23 protein-coding genes are annotated in these 22,078 nt (G+C 55.3%); 18 read left to right on the forward strand and 5 right to left on the reverse strand.

Translation table 11 applies throughout. The annotated features are described in order from the left end of the window. The 4 genes from zigA to ACT6RZ_RS08150 all read right to left on the reverse strand — a co-directional run bounded on the left by zigA (position 1) and on the right by ACT6RZ_RS08150 (position 3,874). On the reverse strand, positions 1 to 1,236 hold the full coding sequence (zigA, locus tag ACT6RZ_RS08135; protein WP_444701622.1) for a zinc metallochaperone GTPase ZigA: 1,236 nt from the start codon (positions 1,234 to 1,236) through the stop codon (positions 1 to 3). A 23-nt stretch (positions 1,237 to 1,259) separates the two neighbouring features. Beyond that, positions 1,260 to 1,682, reverse strand: a complete 423-nt coding sequence (dksA, locus tag ACT6RZ_RS08140) for an RNA polymerase-binding protein DksA (protein ID WP_444701623.1) — start codon at positions 1,680 to 1,682, stop codon at positions 1,260 to 1,262. 132 nt (positions 1,683 to 1,814) lie between these two features. After that, entirely contained in the window at positions 1,815 to 2,276 is a 462-nt protein-coding gene (locus ACT6RZ_RS08145) for a Fur family transcriptional regulator (RefSeq protein WP_444701624.1), read from the reverse strand. Between the two features lie 8 nt (positions 2,277 to 2,284). Further along, positions 2,285 to 3,874: a protein adenylyltransferase SelO gene (locus ACT6RZ_RS08150; RefSeq protein ID WP_444701625.1), complete on the reverse strand. Its 1,590-nt coding sequence runs from the start codon at positions 3,872 to 3,874 to the stop codon at positions 2,285 to 2,287. Positions 3,875 to 4,057: 183 nt separating this feature from the next. Between ACT6RZ_RS08150 and ACT6RZ_RS08155 the strand changes: the two genes are divergently transcribed. From ACT6RZ_RS08155 to ACT6RZ_RS08195, 9 genes are all read left to right on the forward strand, one after another. Beyond that, positions 4,058 to 5,989, forward strand: a complete 1,932-nt coding sequence (locus ACT6RZ_RS08155; RefSeq protein WP_444701626.1) for a ribonuclease catalytic domain-containing protein — start codon at positions 4,058 to 4,060, stop codon at positions 5,987 to 5,989. Then, positions 5,989 to 6,786, forward strand: coding sequence for a polyamine aminopropyltransferase (locus ACT6RZ_RS08160; protein ID WP_444701627.1), 798 nt, complete (start codon positions 5,989 to 5,991; stop codon positions 6,784 to 6,786). Before ACT6RZ_RS08155 ends, ACT6RZ_RS08160 begins: the two co-directional genes overlap by 1 nt. A gap of 73 nt (positions 6,787 to 6,859) precedes the next feature. Beyond that, positions 6,860 to 8,038, forward strand: coding sequence for a THUMP domain-containing class I SAM-dependent RNA methyltransferase (locus tag ACT6RZ_RS08165; protein WP_444701628.1), 1,179 nt, complete (start codon positions 6,860 to 6,862; stop codon positions 8,036 to 8,038). A 54-nt stretch (positions 8,039 to 8,092) separates the two neighbouring features. Further along, positions 8,093 to 8,446: a nucleotide pyrophosphohydrolase gene (locus ACT6RZ_RS08170; protein ID WP_444701629.1), complete on the forward strand. Its 354-nt coding sequence runs from the start codon at positions 8,093 to 8,095 to the stop codon at positions 8,444 to 8,446. A gap of 167 nt (positions 8,447 to 8,613) precedes the next feature. Beyond that, complete coding sequence (locus ACT6RZ_RS08175; RefSeq protein WP_444701630.1) at positions 8,614 to 9,120, forward strand: sigma-70 family RNA polymerase sigma factor; 507 nt, start codon at positions 8,614 to 8,616, stop codon at positions 9,118 to 9,120. After that, a complete protein-coding gene (locus tag ACT6RZ_RS08180; RefSeq protein ID WP_444701631.1) occupies positions 9,117 to 10,136 on the forward strand; it encodes a FecR domain-containing protein in 1,020 nt (339 codons plus the stop codon). The genes ACT6RZ_RS08175 and ACT6RZ_RS08180 overlap by 4 nt, the downstream gene beginning before the upstream one ends. A gap of 75 nt (positions 10,137 to 10,211) precedes the next feature. Then, positions 10,212 to 12,623, forward strand: a complete 2,412-nt coding sequence (locus tag ACT6RZ_RS08185) for a TonB-dependent siderophore receptor (protein WP_444701632.1) — start codon at positions 10,212 to 10,214, stop codon at positions 12,621 to 12,623. A 55-nt stretch (positions 12,624 to 12,678) separates the two neighbouring features. Next, a complete protein-coding gene (locus ACT6RZ_RS08190) occupies positions 12,679 to 13,941 on the forward strand; it encodes a PepSY-associated TM helix domain-containing protein (protein WP_444701633.1) in 1,263 nt (420 codons plus the stop codon). An 82-nt stretch (positions 13,942 to 14,023) separates the two neighbouring features. Further along, a complete protein-coding gene (locus ACT6RZ_RS08195) occupies positions 14,024 to 14,524 on the forward strand; it encodes an aminoacyl-tRNA deacylase (RefSeq protein WP_444701634.1) in 501 nt (166 codons plus the stop codon). A gap of 20 nt (positions 14,525 to 14,544) precedes the next feature. Here the strand turns inward: ACT6RZ_RS08195 and ACT6RZ_RS08200 are convergent, their stop codons facing one another. Beyond that, positions 14,545 to 15,021 (reverse strand): hypothetical protein, encoded by a 477-nt coding sequence (locus ACT6RZ_RS08200; RefSeq protein WP_444701635.1) that lies wholly within the window; start codon positions 15,019 to 15,021, stop codon positions 14,545 to 14,547. Between the two features lie 228 nt (positions 15,022 to 15,249). Here ACT6RZ_RS08200 and pabC point away from each other — a divergent pair, with 228 nt between their 5' ends. The 9 genes from pabC (at position 15,250) to ACT6RZ_RS08245 (ending at position 22,031) form a co-directional block, all read left to right on the forward strand. Beyond that, positions 15,250 to 16,089, forward strand: a complete 840-nt coding sequence (gene pabC / locus ACT6RZ_RS08205; protein ID WP_444701636.1) for an aminodeoxychorismate lyase — start codon at positions 15,250 to 15,252, stop codon at positions 16,087 to 16,089. A 19-nt stretch (positions 16,090 to 16,108) separates the two neighbouring features. Next, a complete protein-coding gene (gene mltG, locus ACT6RZ_RS08210; protein WP_444701637.1) occupies positions 16,109 to 17,113 on the forward strand; it encodes an endolytic transglycosylase MltG in 1,005 nt (334 codons plus the stop codon). A gap of 35 nt (positions 17,114 to 17,148) precedes the next feature. Then, positions 17,149 to 17,754, forward strand: a complete 606-nt coding sequence (gene tmk, locus ACT6RZ_RS08215) for a dTMP kinase (protein ID WP_444701638.1) — start codon at positions 17,149 to 17,151, stop codon at positions 17,752 to 17,754. Then, positions 17,751 to 18,758: a DNA polymerase III subunit delta' gene (holB, locus tag ACT6RZ_RS08220; protein ID WP_444701639.1), complete on the forward strand. Its 1,008-nt coding sequence runs from the start codon at positions 17,751 to 17,753 to the stop codon at positions 18,756 to 18,758. Before tmk ends, holB begins: the two co-directional genes overlap by 4 nt. 47 nt (positions 18,759 to 18,805) lie before the next feature. Next, positions 18,806 to 19,186 carry a PilZ domain-containing protein gene (locus ACT6RZ_RS08225; protein ID WP_444701640.1) on the forward strand — a complete coding sequence of 127 codons (381 nt, stop codon included), beginning with the start codon at positions 18,806 to 18,808 and terminating at the stop codon, positions 19,184 to 19,186. A 49-nt stretch (positions 19,187 to 19,235) separates the two neighbouring features. Continuing rightward, the gene (locus tag ACT6RZ_RS08230) at positions 19,236 to 20,012 is read left to right on the forward strand and encodes a TatD family hydrolase (RefSeq protein WP_444701641.1); all 777 of its coding nucleotides are present in this window, start codon (positions 19,236 to 19,238) and stop codon (positions 20,010 to 20,012) included. Continuing rightward, complete coding sequence (locus ACT6RZ_RS08235) at positions 20,003 to 20,764, forward strand: MBL fold metallo-hydrolase (RefSeq protein WP_444701642.1); 762 nt, start codon at positions 20,003 to 20,005, stop codon at positions 20,762 to 20,764. Before ACT6RZ_RS08230 ends, ACT6RZ_RS08235 begins: the two co-directional genes overlap by 10 nt. A 131-nt stretch (positions 20,765 to 20,895) precedes the next feature. Then, positions 20,896 to 21,264 carry a hypothetical protein gene (locus tag ACT6RZ_RS08240; protein WP_444701643.1) on the forward strand — a complete coding sequence of 123 codons (369 nt, stop codon included), beginning with the start codon at positions 20,896 to 20,898 and terminating at the stop codon, positions 21,262 to 21,264. A 215-nt stretch (positions 21,265 to 21,479) separates the two neighbouring features. After that, positions 21,480 to 22,031: an NAD(P)H-dependent oxidoreductase gene (locus ACT6RZ_RS08245; protein ID WP_444701644.1), complete on the forward strand. Its 552-nt coding sequence runs from the start codon at positions 21,480 to 21,482 to the stop codon at positions 22,029 to 22,031. Positions 22,032 to 22,078 lie beyond the last annotated feature (47 nt).

Here is a 22,078-nt window from a genome sequence, read left to right on the forward strand (position 1 = left end):
TTAAACGGTCTCCTCGGCCAGCAGGTCGGGCGTTTCTTCCTGGCTGGTGACAGACCAGCGTGGGAAAGGGTCAGGCAGTTCACGCCAGGCGGGCATGCCCATGGCAACTTCGGTTTCGCTCAGCAGGCAGGCGTCGAATGCGGCAGTCAGTGCGGTTTTGTCCATGCCCATGCCTATGATCACCAGCTCCTGCTGGCGGTCACCATACGGGGCTTGCATGCGTGAGCGTATGTATTGCTGGCTATCGTGGTCTGCCGGCCAGTCAGTGGCTGGGGTCGCCGCCCACCATACGCCTGCCAGTTCGGTGCGGGTGACGGCGCCGGCCTGTGACCACATGGCGCAGAACTCCGGCTGCGAGGCGATCCAGTAACGGCCTTTTGAGCGCACCACGCCTGGCCATTCGCTATTCAGCCACTGCCATAAGCGTTGCGGGTGGAAAGGCTTGCGTGCGCGGTAAACAAAGCTGGAGATACCATATTCCTCAGTCTCGGGCAGATGTTCGCCGCGTAGTTCCTGCAACCAGCCGGGGGCATCGGCGGCCTGGTCAAAATCGAACAGGCCGGTGTTCATGATGCGATTGAGCGCTACTTTGCCAAAACTGCTGTGCAGCACCTGCGCACGCGGATTCAATGCTTTGAGTATGCCTTCCAGCCGCGCGATCTCCTCCAGCGTCATCAGGTCGGTTTTATTCAGCACCAGCACATCACAGAACTCGATCTGTTCTATCAGCAGATCCACTACTGTGCGTTCGTCTTCATCACCCAGTGACTCGCCGCGTTCACTGAGCAATGCCTGTGAACTATAGTCTTTGAGAAAATTGTAGCCATCGACCACGGTGACCATGGTGTCCAGCTGGGCGACATCAGCCAGCGTAGTGCCATCCTCATCGGCAAAAGTGAAGGTCTCGGCGATCGGTAAAGGCTCGGAGATGCCGGTGGTCTCTATCAGCAGGTAGTCAAAACGGTTTTCTTTCGCCAGCCGGGTGATCTCGACCAGCAGGTCTTCGCGCAGGGTGCAGCAGATGCAGCCATTGCTCATTTCCACCAGTTTTTCTTGCTGGCGTGAGAGTTCAGCGCCACCGTCACGCACCAGTTGTGCGTCTATGTTCACCTCGGACATATCGTTGACGATCACCGCCACCCGCTGGCCTTCGCGATTGTTGAGAATATGGTTGAGCAGGGTGGTTTTGCCAGCGCCGAGAAAGCCGGAGAGTACAGTGACAGGGAGTTTTTTCATGGCGGGTTCTTTCATGCTTGCTGTTAATGGTTGAATTGCCGTTCGCGGCGCTCATGGCGCTCTTGGGCTTCCAGGCATAGTCTGGTGGCGGGTCTGGCGATCAGGCGTGCCAGCCCTATGGCAACGCCGGTTTCTTCACAATAGCCATAGCTGCCTTGTGCGATGCGTTGCAGCGCCGAAAGTATGGTTTTGATATGTTTACGTTCCCGCTCGCGCGCCCGCAGTTCCAGCGCATGCGTCTCTTCACGGCTGGCACGGTCTGCCGGATCTGCGGTTTCTTCGTGCGCATGCAGATGCAAACTGGTCTGCAGCATATTGGCCTGTAGCGTATCCAGCTGCTGTTCCAGCAATTGTTTAAAAAATGCCAGTTGTGCCTGATTCATATAGGCATCTTCTGGCATGGCCAGCAGTTCAGTGGGAGTCGGCAGTTCAGTAGGGGTTAACATTTAAACGCAACTTTATTGCAATGCAATTTTGTTGCATTTTAGTTGAGTATTTTAATTATTGCAACTAAGTTGCAAATTTAATGCGACGACATGCTAGGGGAAGAACGGGGGGAGTTTAAAAAACTGGTTGCTTCAGGAGGTCTGGCAATCCGGGCACAGCCCTTTCAGGCTGATCTCTATATTCGAGACCCGGTAGGTATCAAACAGCGATTGCGGGATATGCGCCGCCAGCTCGTGTATACACAGCACCGTGCCGCATTGCTGGCAGTGCAGGTGGGCATGGCCGTGGTTGTTCAACAGGCCCAGATGTTCAGTGCGCCCACTGTCTGTAGGGCGGTAGCTGCGTTTGGGTGCATTGAGCTGGAATTTCCAGGCACGGTCATCGCTGGAGATCTTGTGGATCAGCGTGTTCTCCAGCAGCCAGTCCAGCACGCGATAAACGGTGACGCGGTCTATCTCTACCCCTTGCAGTGCGGCCAGGATATCGGTATGGCTCAGTGCAGTGGTGGAGTTGAGCAGGGTGTTTAACACGGCAGTCCTGGCTTTGGTAGGGCGCAAGCCTGCGTCTGTGATCAATTGTTCGGCGGTCAGCATATTTTTTATTATGAGCTACACGACAGCATGGAGCAACCCGCTTTATTGCGTGCCCAGTCCGGCCGTTTTTGGGCAAAGGCCTGCATGCCTGGCTGTTCGGTATAAGGGTGACGCAACACTTCAAGCAGGGTGAGCAGGCGTGAGTTATCGCCTTGCGCCGCCAGGTCTATCGCTTCCTGCGCCAGGTAGTTACGCAGTACGTAAACCGGGTTGCTGCTCGCCATGCGCTGCAGACGCTGTTCGGCTGACAGGGTGGATCGCTGTATACGCTGGCTATAAACTTGCAACCAGGCTTGTATATCGTCGCCAAACTGTTGGTAGCCTTGTTCGGTATAAAATGCTGCTTGCAGCACAGACAGTTGCGGGCTGGAAGTATCCAGTTGTGCCAGATGGGTGAAAAACAAAGTCTGGTCTACCTCGGCACGTTGCATCAGCTCAAAAATATCGTTGATAGATTCGCCATCGCCTGCCTGCCAGCTATCGAGCCCGAACTTGCCGGCCAGCGCGCTGGTCAGGGCGTCAAAATACACGGTATCAAAGTTGCTTAAACCCTGGGACAAGCCGTTGCTTTCTGGCAGCAATGTGGCCAATGCTTCTGCCAGCCGTTCCAGGTTCCAGCGGGCGATATCCGGCTGGCGGCCATAGCAATAGCGGCGGCCTTGCGCATCGGTGGTATTCGGTGTCCAGCCGGGGTCAAAATTATCTACCCAGCCATAAGGGCCGTAGTCTATGGTCAGGCCCAGGATAGACATATTGTCGGTGTTCATCACGCCATGCACAAAACCGACCCGCATCCAGTGGGCGACCATGATGGCGGTACGGGCGCAAATTTCCGTGAACCAGGCCTCTATCATGCCTTGCCCGGGGTTATCCACGTCCAGCAGCAAGCCGGTACTTGGCCACCACTCGGCATAATCGCGGTCTATGGTGAAGCCTATAAAGCGCTTGAGCAAGGCAGACTCATCGCGGCTGGCGAGCAGTTCAAAGTGGCCAAAACGGATAAACGAGGGTGCCACCCGGCAGACGATGGCACCCGGTTCGAACTCAGGGTTGCCGTCGTAAAACATATCCCGCACTACAGGTTCGCCAGTCGCGACCAGGCTGAGGGCGCGCGTGGTTGGGATACCCAGGTGGTGCATGGCTTCAGAGCATAGAAACTCGCGCAAACTGGAGCGTAACACGGCGCGGCCATCGGCCCGGCGCGAATAAGGCGTTTCACCGGCACCTTTCAGTTGCAGTTCGAAGCGCCGTTGCTGATGTACCAGTTCGCCGAGGTAGATGGCACGGCCATCACCGAGTTGCCCGGCCCAGTTGCCGAACTGATGGCCACCGTAACGCGTGGCATAGGTGAACATGCCTGGCAGGGCGCCGTTGCCGCCCAGGGTCTGCACCATGTCAGGGTCATGCATGTCGGCGTCACTCAAGCCCAGCAGGCTGGCGACTTCCGCGCTGTAAGCGAGCAGGCTGGGCTGCTTGACCGGTGTCGGCTGCACGGCTGACCATAAACAGTCACTGACCTGGCGCGTGTAGTTGTCGGTGATGCGGTCACCAGGCAGTTCGCGGATAAAGCGGTTATCAAAAACAAGTGGTTTCATCATGTGTATTCTAGAGGCTTACTACATTTATGACATGCTATTTATGGCGGTGCCTGTGAGTGCCAGACTAAGTTTAGGTCATGCAAAGGCCTAAAGTTCAATCTGGGCCAGAAAAGTACAGGCTTCTCGGGTAAAATAGCGTTTTGAATTCTATCCGTGTGTCATCCACACTCAAAATCTCCCGCAATGAATGTTTTTTACGAAGAAGACGGTGGCTTCAAGGTCGCTTCCATGATGTCCGAAGCGGACAGCAGCATGCAGGTCGAGGCCATTAGTGGCAAACGCAGCAAGATCAAAACCGCCAATGTGCTGATGCGGTTTGAAGGCAGCCTGGCGGGGTTTATTGAAGCGGCACAAGCCGAAGCCGACACGCTGGACACCGATTTCTTGTGGGAATGCTGTGGCGAGTCTGAATTCGGCTTTGAGAGCCTGGCTGAAGAATACTATGGGGGCAAACCCAGCCGCCAGCAAGCGGCGGCAATCGCCCTCAAACTGCACGGTGCGCCCATGTATTTTTACCGCAAGGGCAAGGGCCAGTATAAGGCGGCGCCTGAAGAGACCTTGAAAGCGGCGCTGGCGGGTGTGGAAAAGAAACGCCAGCAGGCCGAATTGATGCAGTTGATGGCAGCACAGCTCACGGCCAAACAGTTGCCTGACAGTTTTCCGGCCAAGCTGGACCAGTTGCTCTATGCGCCTGATAAAAACGCCATGGAATGGAAAGCATTGGAGCAAGCTGCCGGCGAGCTGAAAAAATTGCCGGTGCAGGTATTGCATGAAGCGGGCGCTATCCCGTCTATCCATGATTATCACCTGGGCGCTTTTTTGCGCGAATATTTTGCGCATGGCACTGATTTCCCTGATTACGCACTGGCGCCGTTTGTGGATGAGTTGCCGCTGGCACAAGTGCAGGCATTCAGTATCGATGACAGCACCACCACTGAGATCGATGATGCCTTATCCGTGACCCTGTTGCCCAATGGCAATACACAGGTCGGTATCCATATCGCCGCGCCAGCACTGGGGGTCGCACCACGCGAGGCCCTGGATCACGAAGTGATGAAGCGCCTGTCTACCGTGTATATGCCAGGGCACAAGATCACCATGCTGCCTGAGACCGCTATCCGCCCGTTCAGCCTGGATGCCGGTGAAACCAAGCCAGCCTTGTCCTTGTATCTTGAGGTAGCCGCTGACCACACTATCGTGCAGCAGCATAGCCGCCTGGAGCGCGTGCAGATAGAGCATAATTTGCGCCACGATACATTAGAGCCTTATTTTAACGAACAAACCCTGGAAACCGACAGCGGCCACCCATTGTGGCAGTCGCTGGTGTTCCTGTTCCGCTTTGCCGAAAGCCTGGAAAAAGCGCGTGGCAAATACGACCCGAGCAAGCCGCAGCCGGTGGATTACAATTTCTATGTCAGCGATGGCATGATCAGCATCATCAACCGCCAGCGTGGCTCGCCCATGGATAAACTGGTGGCAGAGCTGATGATAGCCGCCAACAGCCAGTGGGGCTTATTGCTGGCCGAGCACGAGGTGTCCGGCATCTACCGCGCGCAAAATGGCGGCAAAGTGTATATGACCACCAAGGCCGAAGGCCACCAGGGGCTGGGTGTGGCGCAATATGCCTGGTGTACCTCGCCATTGCGCCGTGCGGTCGACCTGATCAACCAGCGCCAGATCATCAGCGTGCTGACCATGCAACCGCCGATATATGCCGCCCATGGAGACGAGATCGTCGGCCATATGCGCAATTTTGACCAGACCTATAATGCCTATAACGAATTCCAGACCCGTATGGAACGTTACTGGTGCCTGCAATACCTGGTGCAGGAAAACATTCAGGAAGTGGAAGCCACCGTCTGGCGCGAAAACCTGGTGCGCCTGACTGGCATGCCTTATATGACCAAAGTACATGCCTTGCCGGTGCTCAAGCCTGGCAGCAAGGTGCAGTTGGCTGTGCAGAAGATAGATACCTTGCTGATGGAGCTGGAATGCAGGTTTGTGCGCGTGGTTGAAGAAACCGTAGCCGAAGAGATCCCAGCAGAAGCTGGCACAACAGAAGCCGCCACAGCGGAAGCCGGCGAAGCAGCTGCCGATGTAGTGGAAAACGCATAATGTTCAAGCTTAACCGTAAAATCCATAAAGCAATCTCTGATCTGGAGATGGTAGAAGTCACCGAAGTCGATGGTGTGCGCTCCATGCACCTGGGCTCACCCACCATACAAAGCAGCATGAAAGTGAAAGACCCGTTTGCGCTGGTACTGGCCTACTCCTGGGGCATGTTGAGCAGTCTGCTGTTCAAGCCGGATATCCGCAGTACCATACTGGTAGGGCTGGGCGGCGGCTCTATCGCCAAATATGTCTGGCAAGCCTGTCCGCAGATCAAACAAACCGTGATCGAGCTCAATCCGCAGGTCATACAGGTCGCGCGCAGCCATTTTTTCGTGCCGGACGATGATGAGCGCCTGAGCATAGTCGAAGGCGATGGCATCGCCTATATCCAGCAGCATCCGGGCAGTTGTGACTGGCTGATGATGGATGCGTTTGGCAGCAACGGCTTGCCGCCCGACTTTTGCACGCAGGCTTTTTTTGATGATTGTGCCGAAGCCCTGACGCCGGATGGCCTGTTCGCCATCAACCTGTGGGGCTCGGACAAAAAATTCGATATTTACATGCAGCGCATAGAGCAGACGTTTGACCAGCGCGTGTTGATGATGCCCACCGGCAAGCCGGGCAATATCATCGTGTTCGGCTTTATGCCTGAACTGGCCATGCCCGATCTGATCACCTTGCGCAAACGCGCGCAAGAAGCCATGCAGACCCATGCGATCCAGTTCCTCGATCTGATAGACCGCCTGCAGGGTGCAAACCCCAACGACGGCAAAGCTTTTACCCCGGGCAGGGATAGCTAGCCGTGGCTAGCGTATAGCCGCCAGCTTTGCCCAAACATTTAAGTTGATATTCAACTAGAAAACCAGAGAAAACATGCGTAACCATTATTTTGCGACCTGCCCACGCGGGTTGGAAACACTGTTAACCGAAGAGCTCAAGCTCAGCGGGGCCAATGACATCAAACCTACCGATGGCGGCGCCAGCTTTAGCGGTGACCTCGGTGTGTGTTACCAGATCAACCTGCATTCGCGCGTGGCCACCCGTGTGCTCATGCAGGTAGGCAATGGCCAATATGCCACTGAAGAAGATATTTACCAGGGCGCATTAAAGGTCAATTGGCCGAACTGGTTCAATGTCAAATACAGCATGATGGTGAAAGTCACCGCTGTACGCAGCCCGCTGAAAAGCCTGGAATTCATCACCTTGCGCGTCAAGGACGCCATTTGCGACAAGTTCCGCCAGGCAGTGGGCAGCCGGCCCAATATCGATACGCGTGAGCCTGATGTCAGGGTACATGTGTACCTGACCAGCGACAGATTCCTGCTCTATGTAGATACCTCGGGTAACGCCTTGTATCAGCGCGGCAACCGCAAAAACACCATAGAGGCGCCCCTGCGTGAGAACCTGGCCGCGGGCATCCTCAAGCTTTCAGGCTGGCAGCCAGGCCAGGCCTTGCTGGACCCTATGTGTGGCAGCGGTACTTTCCTGCAGGAAGCAGTGATGATGGCACTCAATATCGCGCCCGGCCTCAACCGCAATTTCGGCTTTGAAAAACTCAAAAATTTCGAATCGGACACCTTCAAAAAGATCCGTAATGCGGCCGCCAAAGCGGTCAAGCCGGTCAGTTTCCAGAAGATCTACGGCTCTGACATGGATCTGCGTGCCGTGCGTGTCACCAAGCAGAACCTGGAAATGGCGGGCTGGAGCGACGCCGTGCAACTGAGCCACGTTGAATTTACCAAGCTGGTACCCCCGGCCGACAGCGGCGTACTGGTCGCCAACCCGCCCTATGGTGTGCGTATAGGCGAAGACGAGACGCTGGCCGAGCTCTACCCGCAAATGGCAGTCACCCTTAAGCAGCAGTTCAGTGGCTGGAACACTTACTTTCTGACCAACGACTTGCGTATGCCCAAGCTGATGCGCTTAAGCCCCAGCAAAAAAACACCCTTGTTCAACGGCCCGCTGGAATGCCGTTTGTTCGAGATCAAGATGGTGGCCGGCAGCAACCGCAAGGATAAACCTGAGCCAGCCGCAGGTGCAGCGGCTGATTAATTCAATTCCGGCCTGTTTGTATCAGCCAGGCCGATTTTTGCGATAGGAGGCTACATGCCAGATTCTATTGATGACTTGCGGGCGCGGGTGAACGACTTTGTCGAACAGCGCGACTGGGTACAGTTTCATTCGCCGAAAAACCTGGCCATGGCCATGATAGTCGAAGCGGCTGAAGTGGTAGAGCATTTCCAGTGGATGACAGAAGCGGACAGCCGCCAGCTGGATCAGGCCACCAAAGAACAAGTCGGTCATGAGCTGGCCGATACTTTCGTCTATTTGATGCGCATCGCCGAAGTGTGTGGCATAGATCTGATCGCTGCGGCCAATGCCAAAATCGACTTGAATGCACAGAAATACCCGGTAGATAAATGCAAGGGCAGCAACGCCAAGTACACTGACTACCAGTAAGCCGGCAGCGCAGGCTAGGGCTTTTCTATAGCTCTTAAAAGTTAGTTTAATTTAATAAACGTATATTCAGGTTAACGTTTTTACTGTCTTTTGCTGGGCGCGCATTGTCGACAATAGCAGGTGAGTGTTATGATGAGAATAATTATCATTTGCCTGCTTATCTCCACATGCTGACCCCGGCACAATCTGTTGAATTCGACCAGCTCTATCTTGACCATCATGCCTGGTTGCAAGGCTGGTTCTGTAAAAAACTGGGCGGCCAGTTCCATGCCGATGACTTTACCCAGGATGCGTTTGTGCGCTTGTTGCTCAAGCGCGTGGAGCAGCAGCCGTTCACTACGCCGCGTTTCTATCTGCTGCATATCGCCAAAGGCTTGTTGATCGATCACTGGCGGCGGCAGGCGATGGAGAAGAGCTACCTGGAAACCTTGCAGCAGCTAGCACCAGAAGTCGCGCCTTCAGTTGAGTTGCAGGCTATCCTGCTGGAAACGCTGGTGCAGATCGATGCCATGCTGGAAAAGCTGCCCATCAAGGTCCGCAGCGCTTTCTTGTCGGCACAGATCGATGGCTTAAGCTACAGGCAGATCGCCGCAGAGCTGTCTGTCTCCGAGCGCATGGTGAAAAAGTATATGGCTACCGCCATGCTGCATTGCCTGCAGTTCAAACCGACATGATCAACCGTTCACGCAGCGTGGCTGTGGCACCAGAACACGACAGTCAATCCGATGCCTTGCAGCAAGCCGCTGAATGGTTTGCGCTGTTGCGCAGTGAGCAGGCAGATGCAGCAGATCATGCCGGGTGGAAAGTATGGCTGGATGCACACAGTGCCCATCAGGCCGCCTGGCTGCAGGTGGAATCCATCAAAACGACTTTTGACAGCCTGGCAAGATCAGGTCATCCGCATGCTGCCAAAGCTGCACTGCTAAAACCTACCGATGCTACACGCCGCCAGGCACTCAAACTGCTGGGGCTGGCTGGCCTGACCCTGTGCACAGGCGCCATGGTCAAACGCTATAGCCCATGGCGTGACTGGGTGACCGACCTGGCGGCCAGCCACATCAACTACAGGGTCAACGTTGGCCAGGCCAGACTGTTTACCCTGCCGGAAGGCAGCCGCTTGTGGTTGAACACCGATAGCCAGGCACAAGTGAGTTATAGCCTGGCCTTGCGCCGTATCACCTTGCTAGGCGGTGAGTTGCTGGTGAACACCGCCAGGGAGACCCCGCTGTTTGACCGGCCGCTGGTGGTCGACACTGGCCACGGCAGGATGATGGCACTGGGCACGCGTTTTACCGTGATGCTCAACCGGCATGAGACCTATATCGCTGTCTACGAAGGGGCTGTGACTATACAGACAGCCGGTAGCGGGCAGCGCCAGCTGGTCAGTGCCGGTGAACAGTGCCGCTTTAATGCACAAGCCATACAAGCGTTGCAGCCTGCAGAAAAAGCTCGCGAAGCCTGGACGCGCGGCATTCTGCTGGCAGACGACAAACGGCTGGATGATTTTGTGGCAGAAGTCTCGCGTTACCGCCAGGGAACAATCACCGTCGCGCCCGATATCGCCCACCTGCGCATCATGGGTGCTTTCCCTGCCAGTGATACCGATGCCATCCTGACCTCCCTTACCGAGACCATGGCGGTGAAGATACAGCGCTACGGCAGCGCAGATATCCGGCTAGTCAAAAAATAATTTCAGATTGAGTTCCCTTTTTCTAAACCTGTTCGGTTTAGTCAATGAAAAAACATTTTTATAAAAGGGAATAACATGCAAGCGCACTTAATCAAACCTGTCCGAAAAGTGATACAGGCACTGTTTATAGGCCTCACTGTCACTACGCTGACTCAGGCAGGCATCAGCCAGGCGCAGGCGGAAACCGCAGCGCCGGCCAGAAAGTCCTTTCAGATCAAGCCTGGCCCTCTGGCCAGGGTGCTAAGCGAATTTGCGGCAGAAGCGGGCGTTTTAATGTCTGCCAATGCCAGCCTGGCGGATGGCATGAACAGCCAGGGCCTGCAGGGCAGTTATACCGTGGAAGAAGGTTTTGCGGCGCTGCTGGCCAGCAGCGGCCTGGTGGCGTCTAAGAATGACAGTGGGCGCTACACCATTACGCGCAAGCCGGTGGACAGGGCAGCGCCAGACGTATTGCCCGAGGTTCAGGTACAGTCGGCTAAAGAGCCCGGCAACAGCAATGCCTATGCCGGAGGTATGATCGCCAGGCGCAACCGGCTGGGCATGCTGGGTGATATAGATGTCAAGGATGCCCCGTTCAATGTCACCGGCTTTACTGAAGAAGCCATCGCCAATCAGCAGGCGAGCACGATCGCCGATGTGGTTGCCAGAGACCCCTCAGTACGCAGGACCGCACCCAGTGGCGATGTCGCCGATGCCTTTTTCGTGCGCGGTTTTCCTATAGGCGACAATAACATCGGTGAGATCGCCTTTGATGGCCTGTTTGGCGTCGCCCCGAATTATCGCCTGATGACAGACTATGCCGAACGCATAGAAGTACTCAAAGGCCCGGCAGCCATGCTGTATGGCATGTCACCCAACAGCGGGGTCGGTGGCAGTATCAATCTGGTGCCTAAACGGGCGGGCGATGACCTGACGCGGGTACGGCTAGGCTATACCAGCGGCGGCCAGCCTAACGGGGCGGTCGATGTCAGCCGCCGGCTGGGCGATGCGCGCCAGTTCGGCGTACGTTTCAACGGCAGCCACCGTGATGGCGACACCCCGGTCGATCATCAGTCACAGCGCGCCACACTGGGCGCACTGGCGCTGGATTACCAGGGCGAGCGCCTGCGTGCGACGCTGGACCTGATAGACCAGGTGGAGAAAGTAGAGGGGCCATCCCGCCGCCCGTTTCTGACTGCCGGAGTCGCCGTACCTGGTGCGCCGGATAACCGCACTAACATCACGCAGCGCTGGGAGTGGTATGACAGCCATGAGCGATCGGCATTGCTGCGTGGCGAATACGAACTGCATGATCAGTTATCGGTGTTTGGCAGCTATGGCCTGGCGCATTCCACCGTAGACCGTCTGTTTAACACCCCGGTGATCTCCAACATTGCCGGCGATACCAGTGTCACGCCGGCGCGGGCAGAGTTTGAGGTAGACCGTCATTCTGCCGAGGCGGGTGTGCGCGGCAAGTTCGACACCGGCCCGCTGAAACATCAGGTGACATTGCAGATCAGCCAATATGAAGACAAATATTCGCTGGGCAGTGTCAATGGTTTGCCGTACACCTCCAATATCTATACGCCTATCGCGCGGCCGGCCCAGTTTGTCGCTGCGCCCGCCAACGTGACCAGACGCTCGGAAAACACTCTGAGCGGGGTGGCGGTGTCAGACAGGCTGTCCATGCTCGATGACCAGGTGCAGGTGACATTGGGCCTGCGCCGGCAGCAGGTGCAGTCTGATACGTTCAGCCCGACCACCGGGGCCAAGACCGCCAGTTATGATCAACATGCAGTGACACCTATGGCCGGGCTGGTGTTCAAGCCCTGGCAGCATGTTTCGCTGTATGCCAACTACAGCGAAGGCCTGAGCAAAGGTGATATCGCACCGGCTGGCACCACCAATGTAGGCGAAGCCTTTGCCCCTTACAAGGCAAAACAGCAGGAAGTCGGCGTCAAGGTCGACCATGGCCAGCTGATGACCACAGTGAGTGTGTTTCAAATCGAGCGTCCTGCCAGCCAGACCAGCAATGGCAGGTTTGCCGTAGACGGCGAGCAGCGTAACCGCGGGCTGGAGTTAAGCGTGTACGGTGCGGTGGCTGAAGGTTTGCGTCTTTATAGCGGCGCGACCTTTATTGATGCCGAACTGACTAAAACCAACAATCCGCTCACGCGTGGTAACAATGCCGTTGGTGTACCCAGAATGCAGCTGTCGTTGAATGCAGAATGGGACTTGTCTTTATTGCCCGGTTTTACCCTCACCGGCGGCCTGTTTCACAGTGATGACCAGTATGTGAACCAGGCCAATACGCAAAGCCTGCCATCCTGGACCACGTTTGACCTGGGTGGGCGCTATCGCAGCCAGCTGGCTGGCAAACCGCTGGTGCTGCGCGCAGATCTGCGTAACGTGGCAGATAAGGATTACTGGGCCGGGGCTTCTACCTATGGCACCTTGTCTTTAGGTGCGCCACGCACACTGCTGCTGTCGGCCACCATGGACTTCTGATCCGCGATCATCGCTCCAGCCCTGTCATTATCGCGTGATCATCGAAAGTAGTTAAATGCGTCAACTGTTTGTCATCTGGCACCGCTATGTGGGCCTGCTCATGACCCTGTTTCTGGTGGTGGCTGGTGTCACCGGCACCATGCTGGCCTTTTATGGCGAACTTGAAGCACTGCTGCATCCGCATATCATGCGCATCACGCCCGTCCCCGGCCAGCAGGTGATGGATCCCGTAGCTCTGGCGCAGCAGGTGCTGGAGCGTTATCCGCATACCGTGCTGAATCGTACGCCGCTGCATTATGAATCAGGTAAACCCATGCGTTATTTTTTGCAGCCTGTGCCACCGGCAACGGTAGCGAGCCTGCAGAATAACGAGATATTCATTGATCCATACACCGGGGCAGTGCTGGCTGAGCGTAAATGGGGCGACATCTCGCAAGGGCTGATCAACCTGCTGCCGTTTATGTACCGCCTGCATTACTCGCTGGCAGTCGATAAATGGGGACGTACCCTGTTTGGCATCGTTGCGCTGTTGTGGACTCTGGATTGTATAGTCGGGGCTTACCTGACCTTCCCGCCACGGCAGGCTTCTGCCAGGTCACGGCCTGGCGGTGTGGTCAGTGCTATGGTGAACTGGTGCAGGCGCTGGAAAAAATCATGGCAGGTGCGCCGGGGCAGCGGCTTTTATAAAGTCAGTTTTGATCTGCACCGGGCAGGCGGTTTATGGGTGTGGGCCATGCTGTTTGTGTTTGCCTGGAGCGGGGTGGCTTTTAACCTGGCCGAGATATACCGCCCGGTCATGACGCAGCTGTTTGCCAGCCAGCAGACCGAGAACGAATTGCCGGCTATCAATCCAGCGCCGGCATCGCCTGGCCTGAACCGGCAACAGGCACTGGCCCGCGGCCGCGTATTGATGCAGCAAGCAAGCACAGAAAAGAAATTCGTTATCCGCTTTGAAAACAGGCTGACTTATCTGCCCAACAAAAGTATCTATAGTTATTCGGTGAATTCCAGCCTGGATGTCTCAGATGAGGTCGCCAATACCAGGGTCATGTTTGATGCGCAGGATGGCAGCTTGCTGGCACATTATTACCCTGGCCGTGCCGCCAGCGGCAATACCGTGACTGAATGGCTGCTGGCTTTGCATACCGCGCGCGTGGGCGGTGTCGCCATGCAGGTGTTTGTATCGCTGATGGGGGTGACAGTCACCGGCTTGTCGCTGACCGGCGTGTATCTCTGGTGGCGGAAACGCAAGGCGAAAAAGGCGGCTAAAGGCCAGGTCTCCCGCCAGAAAAGATCCGCAGTGACAGCAGCGGGTTAAAAAATCAGGCATCCGGGTTCAAACCTGCATTCAGACTTGGGATTACAATAGTGGCATTGATCCCTAACCAGGTTGAAGGCATATGCAAACCCAGATCGTTTCTCCAGTCACCGAACTGCTCAAGCAGCACGGCTATGATTTCCAGGTCATAGCGATCCCCTTGAGTGAGGATAAAAAGCCTGTCCGCAGCCTTGAGGAGTTACTGCTTGCACAAGGGTTGCAGCCACAGGCGGTGGTGCGTAGCGTGGTGTTTAAAGGTGAGAACAGCGGCTTCAGTCTGCTGGCGGTGGCCGGTGGCGGCCGTGCCGACTGGGCCTTGTTGCGCCAGCACCTGAGCGAGCGCAAATGCTGCATGGCTGAATACGACGAAGTGCCCGAGGCGACCGGCTATGTGGTGGGGGCGGTGCCACCGATTGCCTTGCCACCCGGTTTACGTGTGCTGGTAGATGGCAGCGTGGCCGACTATGAAACGGTGGTGATAGGCAGCGGCGTGCTCGGTTATGCACTGGCACTTAGATCCGCAGATTTGCTGGCCTTGCTGGCAGATAAGGTAAAAGGGAATTTTGTGAAGCTAGAGGCTTAAAGTCTGTTGCACAAGCCTGCCTAGCCACCCAGCATGGTTTTGATAGAGGCGTTTTTCGCTTTTTCTACCATCACTGCCGCTTTTTCAGGGTTTTTACTTATTTCGCCGGCCCAGTCTTCACTCGCGCTATCCAGTTCAGAATCACTGCCATTGTCTACCATCGCCAATAAGCCATTGCTATCGCCACTGTCTTCTTCATTGTTGCCAAACAGCAACATGCTGTTGCTGAGCTGTATCTGCCGCATCTGCTGTAACAGACCTTGCGCGGTATAGATCTCTGTGGTGTTGCCGCTTTGGCCCAGCGTGACTTGCGCACTGGCCGAGGCGCTGTCTTCCGCCTTGCTATCCCTGTCCTTGCTATCTTTAGTGGGGCTGGCGGCCTTTTCGGCACTGTTCGCGGCGGCGGTACTGGCTGTGGCTGTGGCAGTGCCGGCATCGGCGCTGTAAGCCTTGTTGATCATTGCCGCCAGGTTGGTCGGGATACTGGAAAGTGACATGCATGCCTCCACTAAAAGTGCAGATACAATAGCTGCTAACCTGTTAACGGCATCTGAACATTAAACTTTAGAAAATCGTTTAATTCTTGCCACTGGATTTTTTCAGGCCTATCCGCGAGCGCCGGAGTGCAACTTCTGTAGCCGATTTCTGCCATAGGCTGCGTGGTTGCAGCGGTTTTATGGTAAGGTTTCAGCCTTATTCAGGCACATCCATTTTCTTCTCTTAACATGACGACTGTCCGCTATTGTGTAAACGGCAAACTGGTGAGCGGCATTGCTCCCACCAATCGCGGCTTTGCCTATGGCGACGGTGTTTTCCGCACTATGCGCCTGCTCAATGGCGAGTTGCAGGACTGGCCGCTGCATTACCAGACACTGGTCGCCGACTGTAGCAAGATACAGATCGTGTGCCCCTCAGCCGAGTTACTGATGCAGGAGTTCAAGTACTTTATGGCGGGCGCCAGTGAAGCTGAAGTGCAGTCCAGCATCCTCAAGATCATCATCACGCGCGGCGAAGGTGCGCGTGGCTATGCGCCACCGGCGGTGACTGAGCCGACACGGGTGCTGATCCTGAGCCCGCTGCCGGTTTATCCGGCTGAGATCTATGCGCAGGGCATCGCGCTGTATACCTGCCAGACACGGCTGGCGCATCAGCCCTTGCTGGCCGGGATCAAGCACTTGAATCGCCTGGAGAACGTGCTCGCACGGGCCGAACTGAAAGACCCGCGCTTCTTTGACGGTCTGCTGCGCGATTATGATGACCATGTGATAGAGGCGGTGAGTGGTAACCTGTTTATCCGCAAGGACGGCCTGGTGATGACGCCGGTGCTGGAGAGTTGTGGTGTGGCCGGGGTGATGCGGCAAAAGATACTGGACTGGTACAAGACCCAGCGGCAGACCGTGCTGGTGACTACATTGACCATGCAAGACCTGCTCAGTGCAGAAGCCATCGTCATCGTTAACAGTGTCTATGGCGTGTTGCAGGTCTCGCATATAGACGAGCAGGTGGTTGCGACCAATCACTGGGCAAAAGAGCTCAGGTCACAGTTGCAGTATGTGACGCATTAGAAAAATGGTTTGATCAGGCATGATGTTGAAGAAAAGTTTTAAATACGGGCTGGCGATAGTCGGCTTATCCGGGCTGGCGCTGGCGTTATGGCTGGTCATTTACATGATACGGCCATTACCCATGGCCGCAGAAACCATAGGCATGCAGATCCCGGCGGGTGCCAGTGTGCGCGGCATTGCCGATCAACTGGTGTCGGCAGGCGTGTTGAGCGAGCCTTACAGCTTTCTGCTGGTGGTGAAACTCACTGGTAGCGGCAGCCGGCTGCAGGCGGGCGATTATGCCCTGAACGCACCGCTGCAGGTGCTGGGCCTGATAGACCTGCTGAAACATGGCACGTTTGACCAGTTCAAGCTGCAACTGACTGAGGGCAAGACCTTTGCCGATTTCAGGCAAAAGCTGGCGCAGATGCCGGGGATAAGGCATGAAACACTCAATCTGTCTGACACCGAGTTGATGCAGCTGGTCAGTGGTGAGGCGGTTGCGCCTGAGGGCTGGTTCTTCCCGGACACCTATTTTATTGACAGCCAGAGCAGTGATGTCGATCTGTATAAACGCGCTTACCAGAAAATGCAGAAATATCTGGCTGCCGCCTGGGAGACCCGCCAGTCAGGGCTGCCATATAAAACCCCATATGAAGCCCTGGTGATGGCTTCTATCGTAGAAAAAGAGACGGGTGTCGAGGTCGAGCGTCCGCAGATCGCCGGTGTATTCGTCAACCGTTTGCGGCTGGGCATGCGGTTGCAGACCGACCCTACCGTGATCTATGGCATGGGCAGCCGTTATCGTGGCAATATCACGCGACGCGATCTGCTCACGGATACACCGTATAACACTTATACTCGCAGTGGCTTGCCGCCTACGCCTATCGCCTTGCCTGGTCTGGCTTCTATCCAGGCGGCATTGCATCCTGCCAATACCAGGGCGCTGTATTTTGTGGCTAACGGGCAGGGCAGGCATGTGTTCACCAGCACGCTGGAAGACCACAACAAGGCCGTGCGTGCCTATCAGTTAAAAAAGCACTGAATCAACTCAAGCACAATGATGTGGGAAAGTAAGTAATGGCAGGTTTGTTTATCACTTTGGAAGGCATGGACGGGGCGGGCAAAAGCACGCATATCCCCACTATGCTGAGCTTGCTGGCGGCATCGGGGCGCGAGGTTGTTTCCACCCGCGAACCAGGCGGCACTCCGCTGGGCGAAAAGTTGCGTGAGCTGCTGCTGCATCAGGAGATGCATGTAGAAACCGAATCATTGCTGATGTTTGCCGCCAGGGCCGAGCATCTGCAACAGCTGATCCTGCCGGCACTGGCACGCGGTGCCATCGTATTGTCTGACCGTTTTACCGATGCTTCCTACGCTTATCAATGCGGTGCGCGCGGATTGCCTCTGGCCAAGATGCAGGCGCTGGAAAGCTGGGTGCAGGGCGATCTGCAACCAGATATCACCTTGCTGTTTGATGTGCCGGTCGAAGTCAGCCTGCAACGCCTGGCCGGCGCACGCACGCCAGACAAGTTTGAAGCGCAGGGCGCTGAATTTTTCGCCAGACTGCGTGCCTTATATTTAGCCCGGGCCGCTGAGTTTCCGCAGCGTTTCCGTGTCATAGATGCCAACCGTAGTCTGGAACAAGTGAAGAAATCAGTTGAAGAAATCATTCTATCATTATGATTAATAATGTTTATCATAATTTTTACCCATGGCAGGAATCTCTGTTTTCGCATTGGGTGCAGGCCGGCGAAGGCAGGCATCATGCCTTGCTGTTTCATGGCAAGACCGGCATAGGCAAACTTGCGTTCGCGCAAACGCTGGCGGCAGGTTTGCTGTGTGCACAGCCGCAACCCAACGGCATCGCCTGCGGGCAATGCCAGTCATGCCACTGGTTGTCCGAAGGTGCACACCCTGATTTCAGGGAGATCACGCCTGAAGATGATGACGCGGCTGACAGCACCAAAAAGAAGACCCGCAAGCGGCAACAGATCGTCATTGACCAGATCCGCGCCTTGCATGATTACCTGGCCCTGAGCAGCCACCAGGTGGGTGGTATGCGCGTAGTACTCATACATCCGCTGGAAGCGATGAATGTGGCGGCTTCCAATGCCTTGTTGAAACTGCTGGAAGAGCCGCCGCAGCGCACGCAGTTCCTGCTGGTTTCGCATCAGCGCCAGGCCTTGCTGCCTACCATTTTAAGCCGCTGCATGCAGGTGGATATGCCGGTGCCCAGCCATGCGCAGGGCTTGCAGTGGTTGCAAGCGCAGTCTGTCGCGCAGGCAGACTGGGTGTGGCACTATAGTGGTGGCGCGCCGACCACGGTGTTACAGGATGACCTGGACTGGCATGGCTGGTATCAGCAATGGAGCCCGCACCTGACACGCGGCGCGGCCATGGATATCGCGCAGGCGGGTGGTGTGCTGATCAAGCAGGGCATGGCGGCTGCCATCCAGGTGTTGCAGAAATGGTTGCTGGATCTGTGGCTGTCGCGCCATCAGCTGCCCTTGCGTTACCACCCGGATGCAGCGGTTGCTTTACAAACACTTGCAGCTAAACTGGAATTGGCGCGCCTGCTGGCATTTCAACAGCAGCTGAATCGCTTTAAAATGACTGCACAGCATCCCCTGAACCAGGAGCTGCAATTGGAGCAATTATTGCTTCAATACAAGAAAATGTTTGGCTGACCGACACTGACAGGAAAAACAGGCCGCAAGGCTTAGGAGCCCATTGCATGACAGACACCCAACCACCAGCTACTATTAACCCTGCCGGGCCGGCCAAGCCTGGGGTATTGTCACTGGCGATCCGTGAAAAAGCGGCCTTGTTCGCAGCTTATATGCCGTTTGTCAAAGGCGGCGGCCTGTTTGTGCCTACCAGCAGGCCTTTCAAGATGGGCGAAGAAGTGTTTATGTTGCTGACCTTGCTCGATGATCCGCACAAGCTGAAGATCGTTGGTAAAGTGATCTGGGTCACGCCGCAAACGGTGAATAATAAACCGCAGGGCATGGGCATACAGTTCAGCGACAAGGATGGTGGCATAGAGGCGAAAACGCGTATAGAGACTATCCTTGGCGCTGCCTTGAAATCCAGCCGGCCTACGCATACGATTTAGCGCACGACACGATACAGCAGTACCCGATAGCAACACTAATGGACTTTTCATGCTTGTAGATTCACATTGCCACATCAACTTTCCCGAGCTGGTCCAGAATATGGATCAACTGCGGGCCGATATGCAGGCCAACCAGGTCGGGCATGCGCTATGCGTGTCTGTCACACTGGATAAGTTTCCCGAAGTATTGGCGATCGCGCAGCAGTACCCGAATATTTATGCTTCAGTCGGCGTGCATCCTGATTATGAAGACCTGCAAGAGCCTAGCGTTGAACAACTGGTGGCGCTGGCAGATAACCCGCGTGTGGTCGCCATAGGCGAGACCGGCCTCGATTATTTCAGGCTCACCGGCGACCTGGAATGGCAGCGTGAACGTTTCCGCACCCATATCCGTGCTGCAAAAGCCACCGGCAAACCGCTGATCATCCACACCCGCAATGCGGCAGAAGACACTATCCGTCTCATGCAGGAAGAGGGCGCAGCCGAAGTCGGCGGTGTCATGCATTGTTTTACCGAAAGCTGGGAGGTCGCGCAGGCGGCCATCGCAATGGGATTTTATATCTCGTTTTCCGGCATAGTCACTTTCAAGAATGCAGTGGCATTGAAAGAGGTCGCGCAAAAAGTGCCGCTAGCGTCTATGCTGGTTGAAACCGATTCGCCTTACCTGGCGCCTATCCCTTTCCGCGGCAAAACCAACCAGCCTGCCTATGTACGGCATGTGGCTGAAGAGATCGCCCGCTTGCGGGATATTCCCTTGCAAGCTGTGATGGATGCCACCACCGCTAATTTTTTCACGCTGTTTAAACACGCGCAGCCATGCAACTGACCATACTGGGTGCCGGTTCTAGTGCAGGTACGCCCGCCCTGGGCTGTACCTGCGCGACCTGTGTCTCCACTGATCCGCGCAATAAACGCACGCGTTGTTCCAGCGTAGTGACGCTGGACGATGGCCGCGTGATCCTGATCGATACCTCACCCGATCTGCGCCAGCAGGCGCTGCGGCAGAACCTGCTGCGCGTCGATGCGGTGCTGTATACCCATACCCATGCCGATCACCTGCATGGCATTGATGACTTGCGCGCTTTTTGCCAGATCAACCGCTGCCAGATCCCGCTCTACAGTTATCCGGAAGCCATCAGCCATATCCAGGAAAAGTTCGGCTATACCCTGCGCGACCCCAGCCATTACTGGGATCTGCCGGTGCTGGCGGCCCATATCGTGCAAGCGCCTTTTACCGCCGCCGGGGTAGAGGTGACTCCCATCCCCGTCATGCACGGCAAGATACGCATCTATGCCTACCGCATAGGCAACCTGGTCTATATGACCGATGTCTCCGCTATCCCGGAAACGTCTTTCGATCTGCTGCAAGATGTGGATGTCTTGCTGATAGACTGCCTGCGCGAAACGCCGCACCCCACGCATGTCAGTGTCAGTGAATCTCTGGCCCTGATAGCGCGCATAGGCGCCAAACGCAATGTACTGATCCATATGACACATGAGCTGGAATACCATGCCTTGCAGGCGACCCTGCCTGCGAATGTGACTGTCGGTCACGATGGCTTGCAATTGTCGCTGTAACTGCCAGGACTAACGGTTTTTTTAGCGGCTTTTTGCCTGGTTGCAGTCAACCAGAATGCTGCATAAACAGTTATACTTTCACAAATAAAATAATTGTTAATAGATTTGATTTTGGGACACAGGAAATAAACATGAAGTTTTACTCAAAAATGTCGGCCGTGATCATTGCTTTTGCCGTGTTATTCAGCGCTGCATCTGCGTTTGCAGCTAAAGCCTATGACGAAAACGCTTTTATCAATGGCTTCAGTGGCAAGTCGAAAAAAGTGGTGCTGGAAAAACTGGGCCAGCCTTTTAAAAAGCAGCAATCGGTAAAACCCAGCAATGCCGGCAATATGATCGCAGGCATGGCCAAGGGTGAGCAGAACAGCAAGCCGGTGCAGGTCGAGATGTGGTACTACAAAAACATCGTCAAATATGATGCCAAAAACACCTACAAAGAAACAGAAGTGACTTTTGTCAATGACAAGGTCGTGAATATCGGATTCTTTAATAATCGCTGATAGACGCAAGTCGTTTAGCGGCGCATTCAGCAAGCTGTGTCTGCATGACACAGCTTTTTTTACGCCGGTGATAGTGTGTGATATTCAACATTTCTGGCCTGTACACATGTTTGTATGGCAACATTGAAATCATAAATGATTGATTTTAAACATATAAAAACATGGCATTTAATTTGCTATTCCTAATCTGACTTACTTAAACTAGGAAAATCGAAATGCCAAGAATCGTTGGGGTATCCGGAAATATCACCGCACCTTCCAGAACACTTTCTTTAGTGGATGCTGTCGTGGCCAAGGCCAGCCAGAAGTTTCATAGCCCGGGTGAGGTGATCGATATCTCCAAACTGACTGCAGACCTGGGGCCTACGGTGTCCTTCAACAACTTTCCGCCAGCGCTGACCCAGGCCTATGACAAGCTGCACCAGTCAGACCTGATCGTGATCGGCACCCCGGTCTACAAAGCTTCCTACACTGGCTTGCTCAAACACTTTTTTGATCTGGTAGACCCCAAGAAACTGACTGGCAAAGTCGCCATTCTGGTGGCGACCGGCGGCAGTGACCACCATGCCCTGGTGCTGGAATCGCACCTGCGTAGCCTGGCCAGTTTCTTTGGTATCTATACCATCCCGACCACCATTTATGCCAAGGATATCGAGTTCAAGGATTACCAGCTGGAAAGCCCGCTGATAGAGCAACGCATAGACCAGGCCCTGGAACAGGCCGGCGTGCTGATCAAGCAGCATCTGCCTGAGACCTTGGTTGCTTGAACATAGTCTGCCTGAACATCGCCTGCCTGATCAGGCAGGCGGGTGAG

It is taken from the genome of Methylophilus sp. (assembly GCF_052437885.1).
Lineage (GTDB): Bacteria > Pseudomonadota > Gammaproteobacteria > Burkholderiales > Methylophilaceae > Methylophilus.

What these genes read in the sequence shown, in the direction of transcription:
- zigA (WP_444701622.1), bottom strand. Translation starts at nt 1,236, where the DNA reads ATGAAAAAACTCCCTGTCACTGTACTCTCCGGCTTTCTCGGCGCTGGC.
- dksA (WP_444701623.1), bottom strand. Translation starts at nt 1,682, where the DNA reads ATGTTAACCCCTACTGAACTGCCGACTCCCACTGAACTGCTGGCCATG.
- ACT6RZ_RS08145 (WP_444701624.1), bottom strand. Translation starts at nt 2,276, where the DNA reads ATGCTGACCGCCGAACAATTGATCACAGACGCAGGCTTGCGCCCTACC.
- ACT6RZ_RS08150 (WP_444701625.1), bottom strand. Translation starts at nt 3,874, where the DNA reads ATGATGAAACCACTTGTTTTTGATAACCGCTTTATCCGCGAACTGCCT.
- ACT6RZ_RS08155 (WP_444701626.1), top strand. Translation starts at nt 4,058, where the DNA reads ATGAATGTTTTTTACGAAGAAGACGGTGGCTTCAAGGTCGCTTCCATG.
- ACT6RZ_RS08160 (WP_444701627.1), top strand. Translation starts at nt 5,989, where the DNA reads ATGTTCAAGCTTAACCGTAAAATCCATAAAGCAATCTCTGATCTGGAG.
- ACT6RZ_RS08165 (WP_444701628.1), top strand. Translation starts at nt 6,860, where the DNA reads ATGCGTAACCATTATTTTGCGACCTGCCCACGCGGGTTGGAAACACTG.
- ACT6RZ_RS08170 (WP_444701629.1), top strand. Translation starts at nt 8,093, where the DNA reads ATGCCAGATTCTATTGATGACTTGCGGGCGCGGGTGAACGACTTTGTC.
- ACT6RZ_RS08175 (WP_444701630.1), top strand. Translation starts at nt 8,614, where the DNA reads ATGCTGACCCCGGCACAATCTGTTGAATTCGACCAGCTCTATCTTGAC.
- ACT6RZ_RS08180 (WP_444701631.1), top strand. Translation starts at nt 9,117, where the DNA reads ATGATCAACCGTTCACGCAGCGTGGCTGTGGCACCAGAACACGACAGT.
- ACT6RZ_RS08185 (WP_444701632.1), top strand. Translation starts at nt 10,212, where the DNA reads ATGCAAGCGCACTTAATCAAACCTGTCCGAAAAGTGATACAGGCACTG.
- ACT6RZ_RS08190 (WP_444701633.1), top strand. Translation starts at nt 12,679, where the DNA reads ATGCGTCAACTGTTTGTCATCTGGCACCGCTATGTGGGCCTGCTCATG.
- ACT6RZ_RS08195 (WP_444701634.1), top strand. Translation starts at nt 14,024, where the DNA reads ATGCAAACCCAGATCGTTTCTCCAGTCACCGAACTGCTCAAGCAGCAC.
- ACT6RZ_RS08200 (WP_444701635.1), bottom strand. Translation starts at nt 15,021, where the DNA reads ATGTCACTTTCCAGTATCCCGACCAACCTGGCGGCAATGATCAACAAG.
- pabC (WP_444701636.1), top strand. Translation starts at nt 15,250, where the DNA reads ATGACGACTGTCCGCTATTGTGTAAACGGCAAACTGGTGAGCGGCATT.
- mltG (WP_444701637.1), top strand. Translation starts at nt 16,109, where the DNA reads ATGATGTTGAAGAAAAGTTTTAAATACGGGCTGGCGATAGTCGGCTTA.
- tmk (WP_444701638.1), top strand. Translation starts at nt 17,149, where the DNA reads ATGGCAGGTTTGTTTATCACTTTGGAAGGCATGGACGGGGCGGGCAAA.
- holB (WP_444701639.1), top strand. Translation starts at nt 17,751, where the DNA reads ATGATTAATAATGTTTATCATAATTTTTACCCATGGCAGGAATCTCTG.
- ACT6RZ_RS08225 (WP_444701640.1), top strand. Translation starts at nt 18,806, where the DNA reads ATGACAGACACCCAACCACCAGCTACTATTAACCCTGCCGGGCCGGCC.
- ACT6RZ_RS08230 (WP_444701641.1), top strand. Translation starts at nt 19,236, where the DNA reads ATGCTTGTAGATTCACATTGCCACATCAACTTTCCCGAGCTGGTCCAG.
- ACT6RZ_RS08235 (WP_444701642.1), top strand. Translation starts at nt 20,003, where the DNA reads ATGCAACTGACCATACTGGGTGCCGGTTCTAGTGCAGGTACGCCCGCC.
- ACT6RZ_RS08240 (WP_444701643.1), top strand. Translation starts at nt 20,896, where the DNA reads ATGAAGTTTTACTCAAAAATGTCGGCCGTGATCATTGCTTTTGCCGTG.
- ACT6RZ_RS08245 (WP_444701644.1), top strand. Translation starts at nt 21,480, where the DNA reads ATGCCAAGAATCGTTGGGGTATCCGGAAATATCACCGCACCTTCCAGA.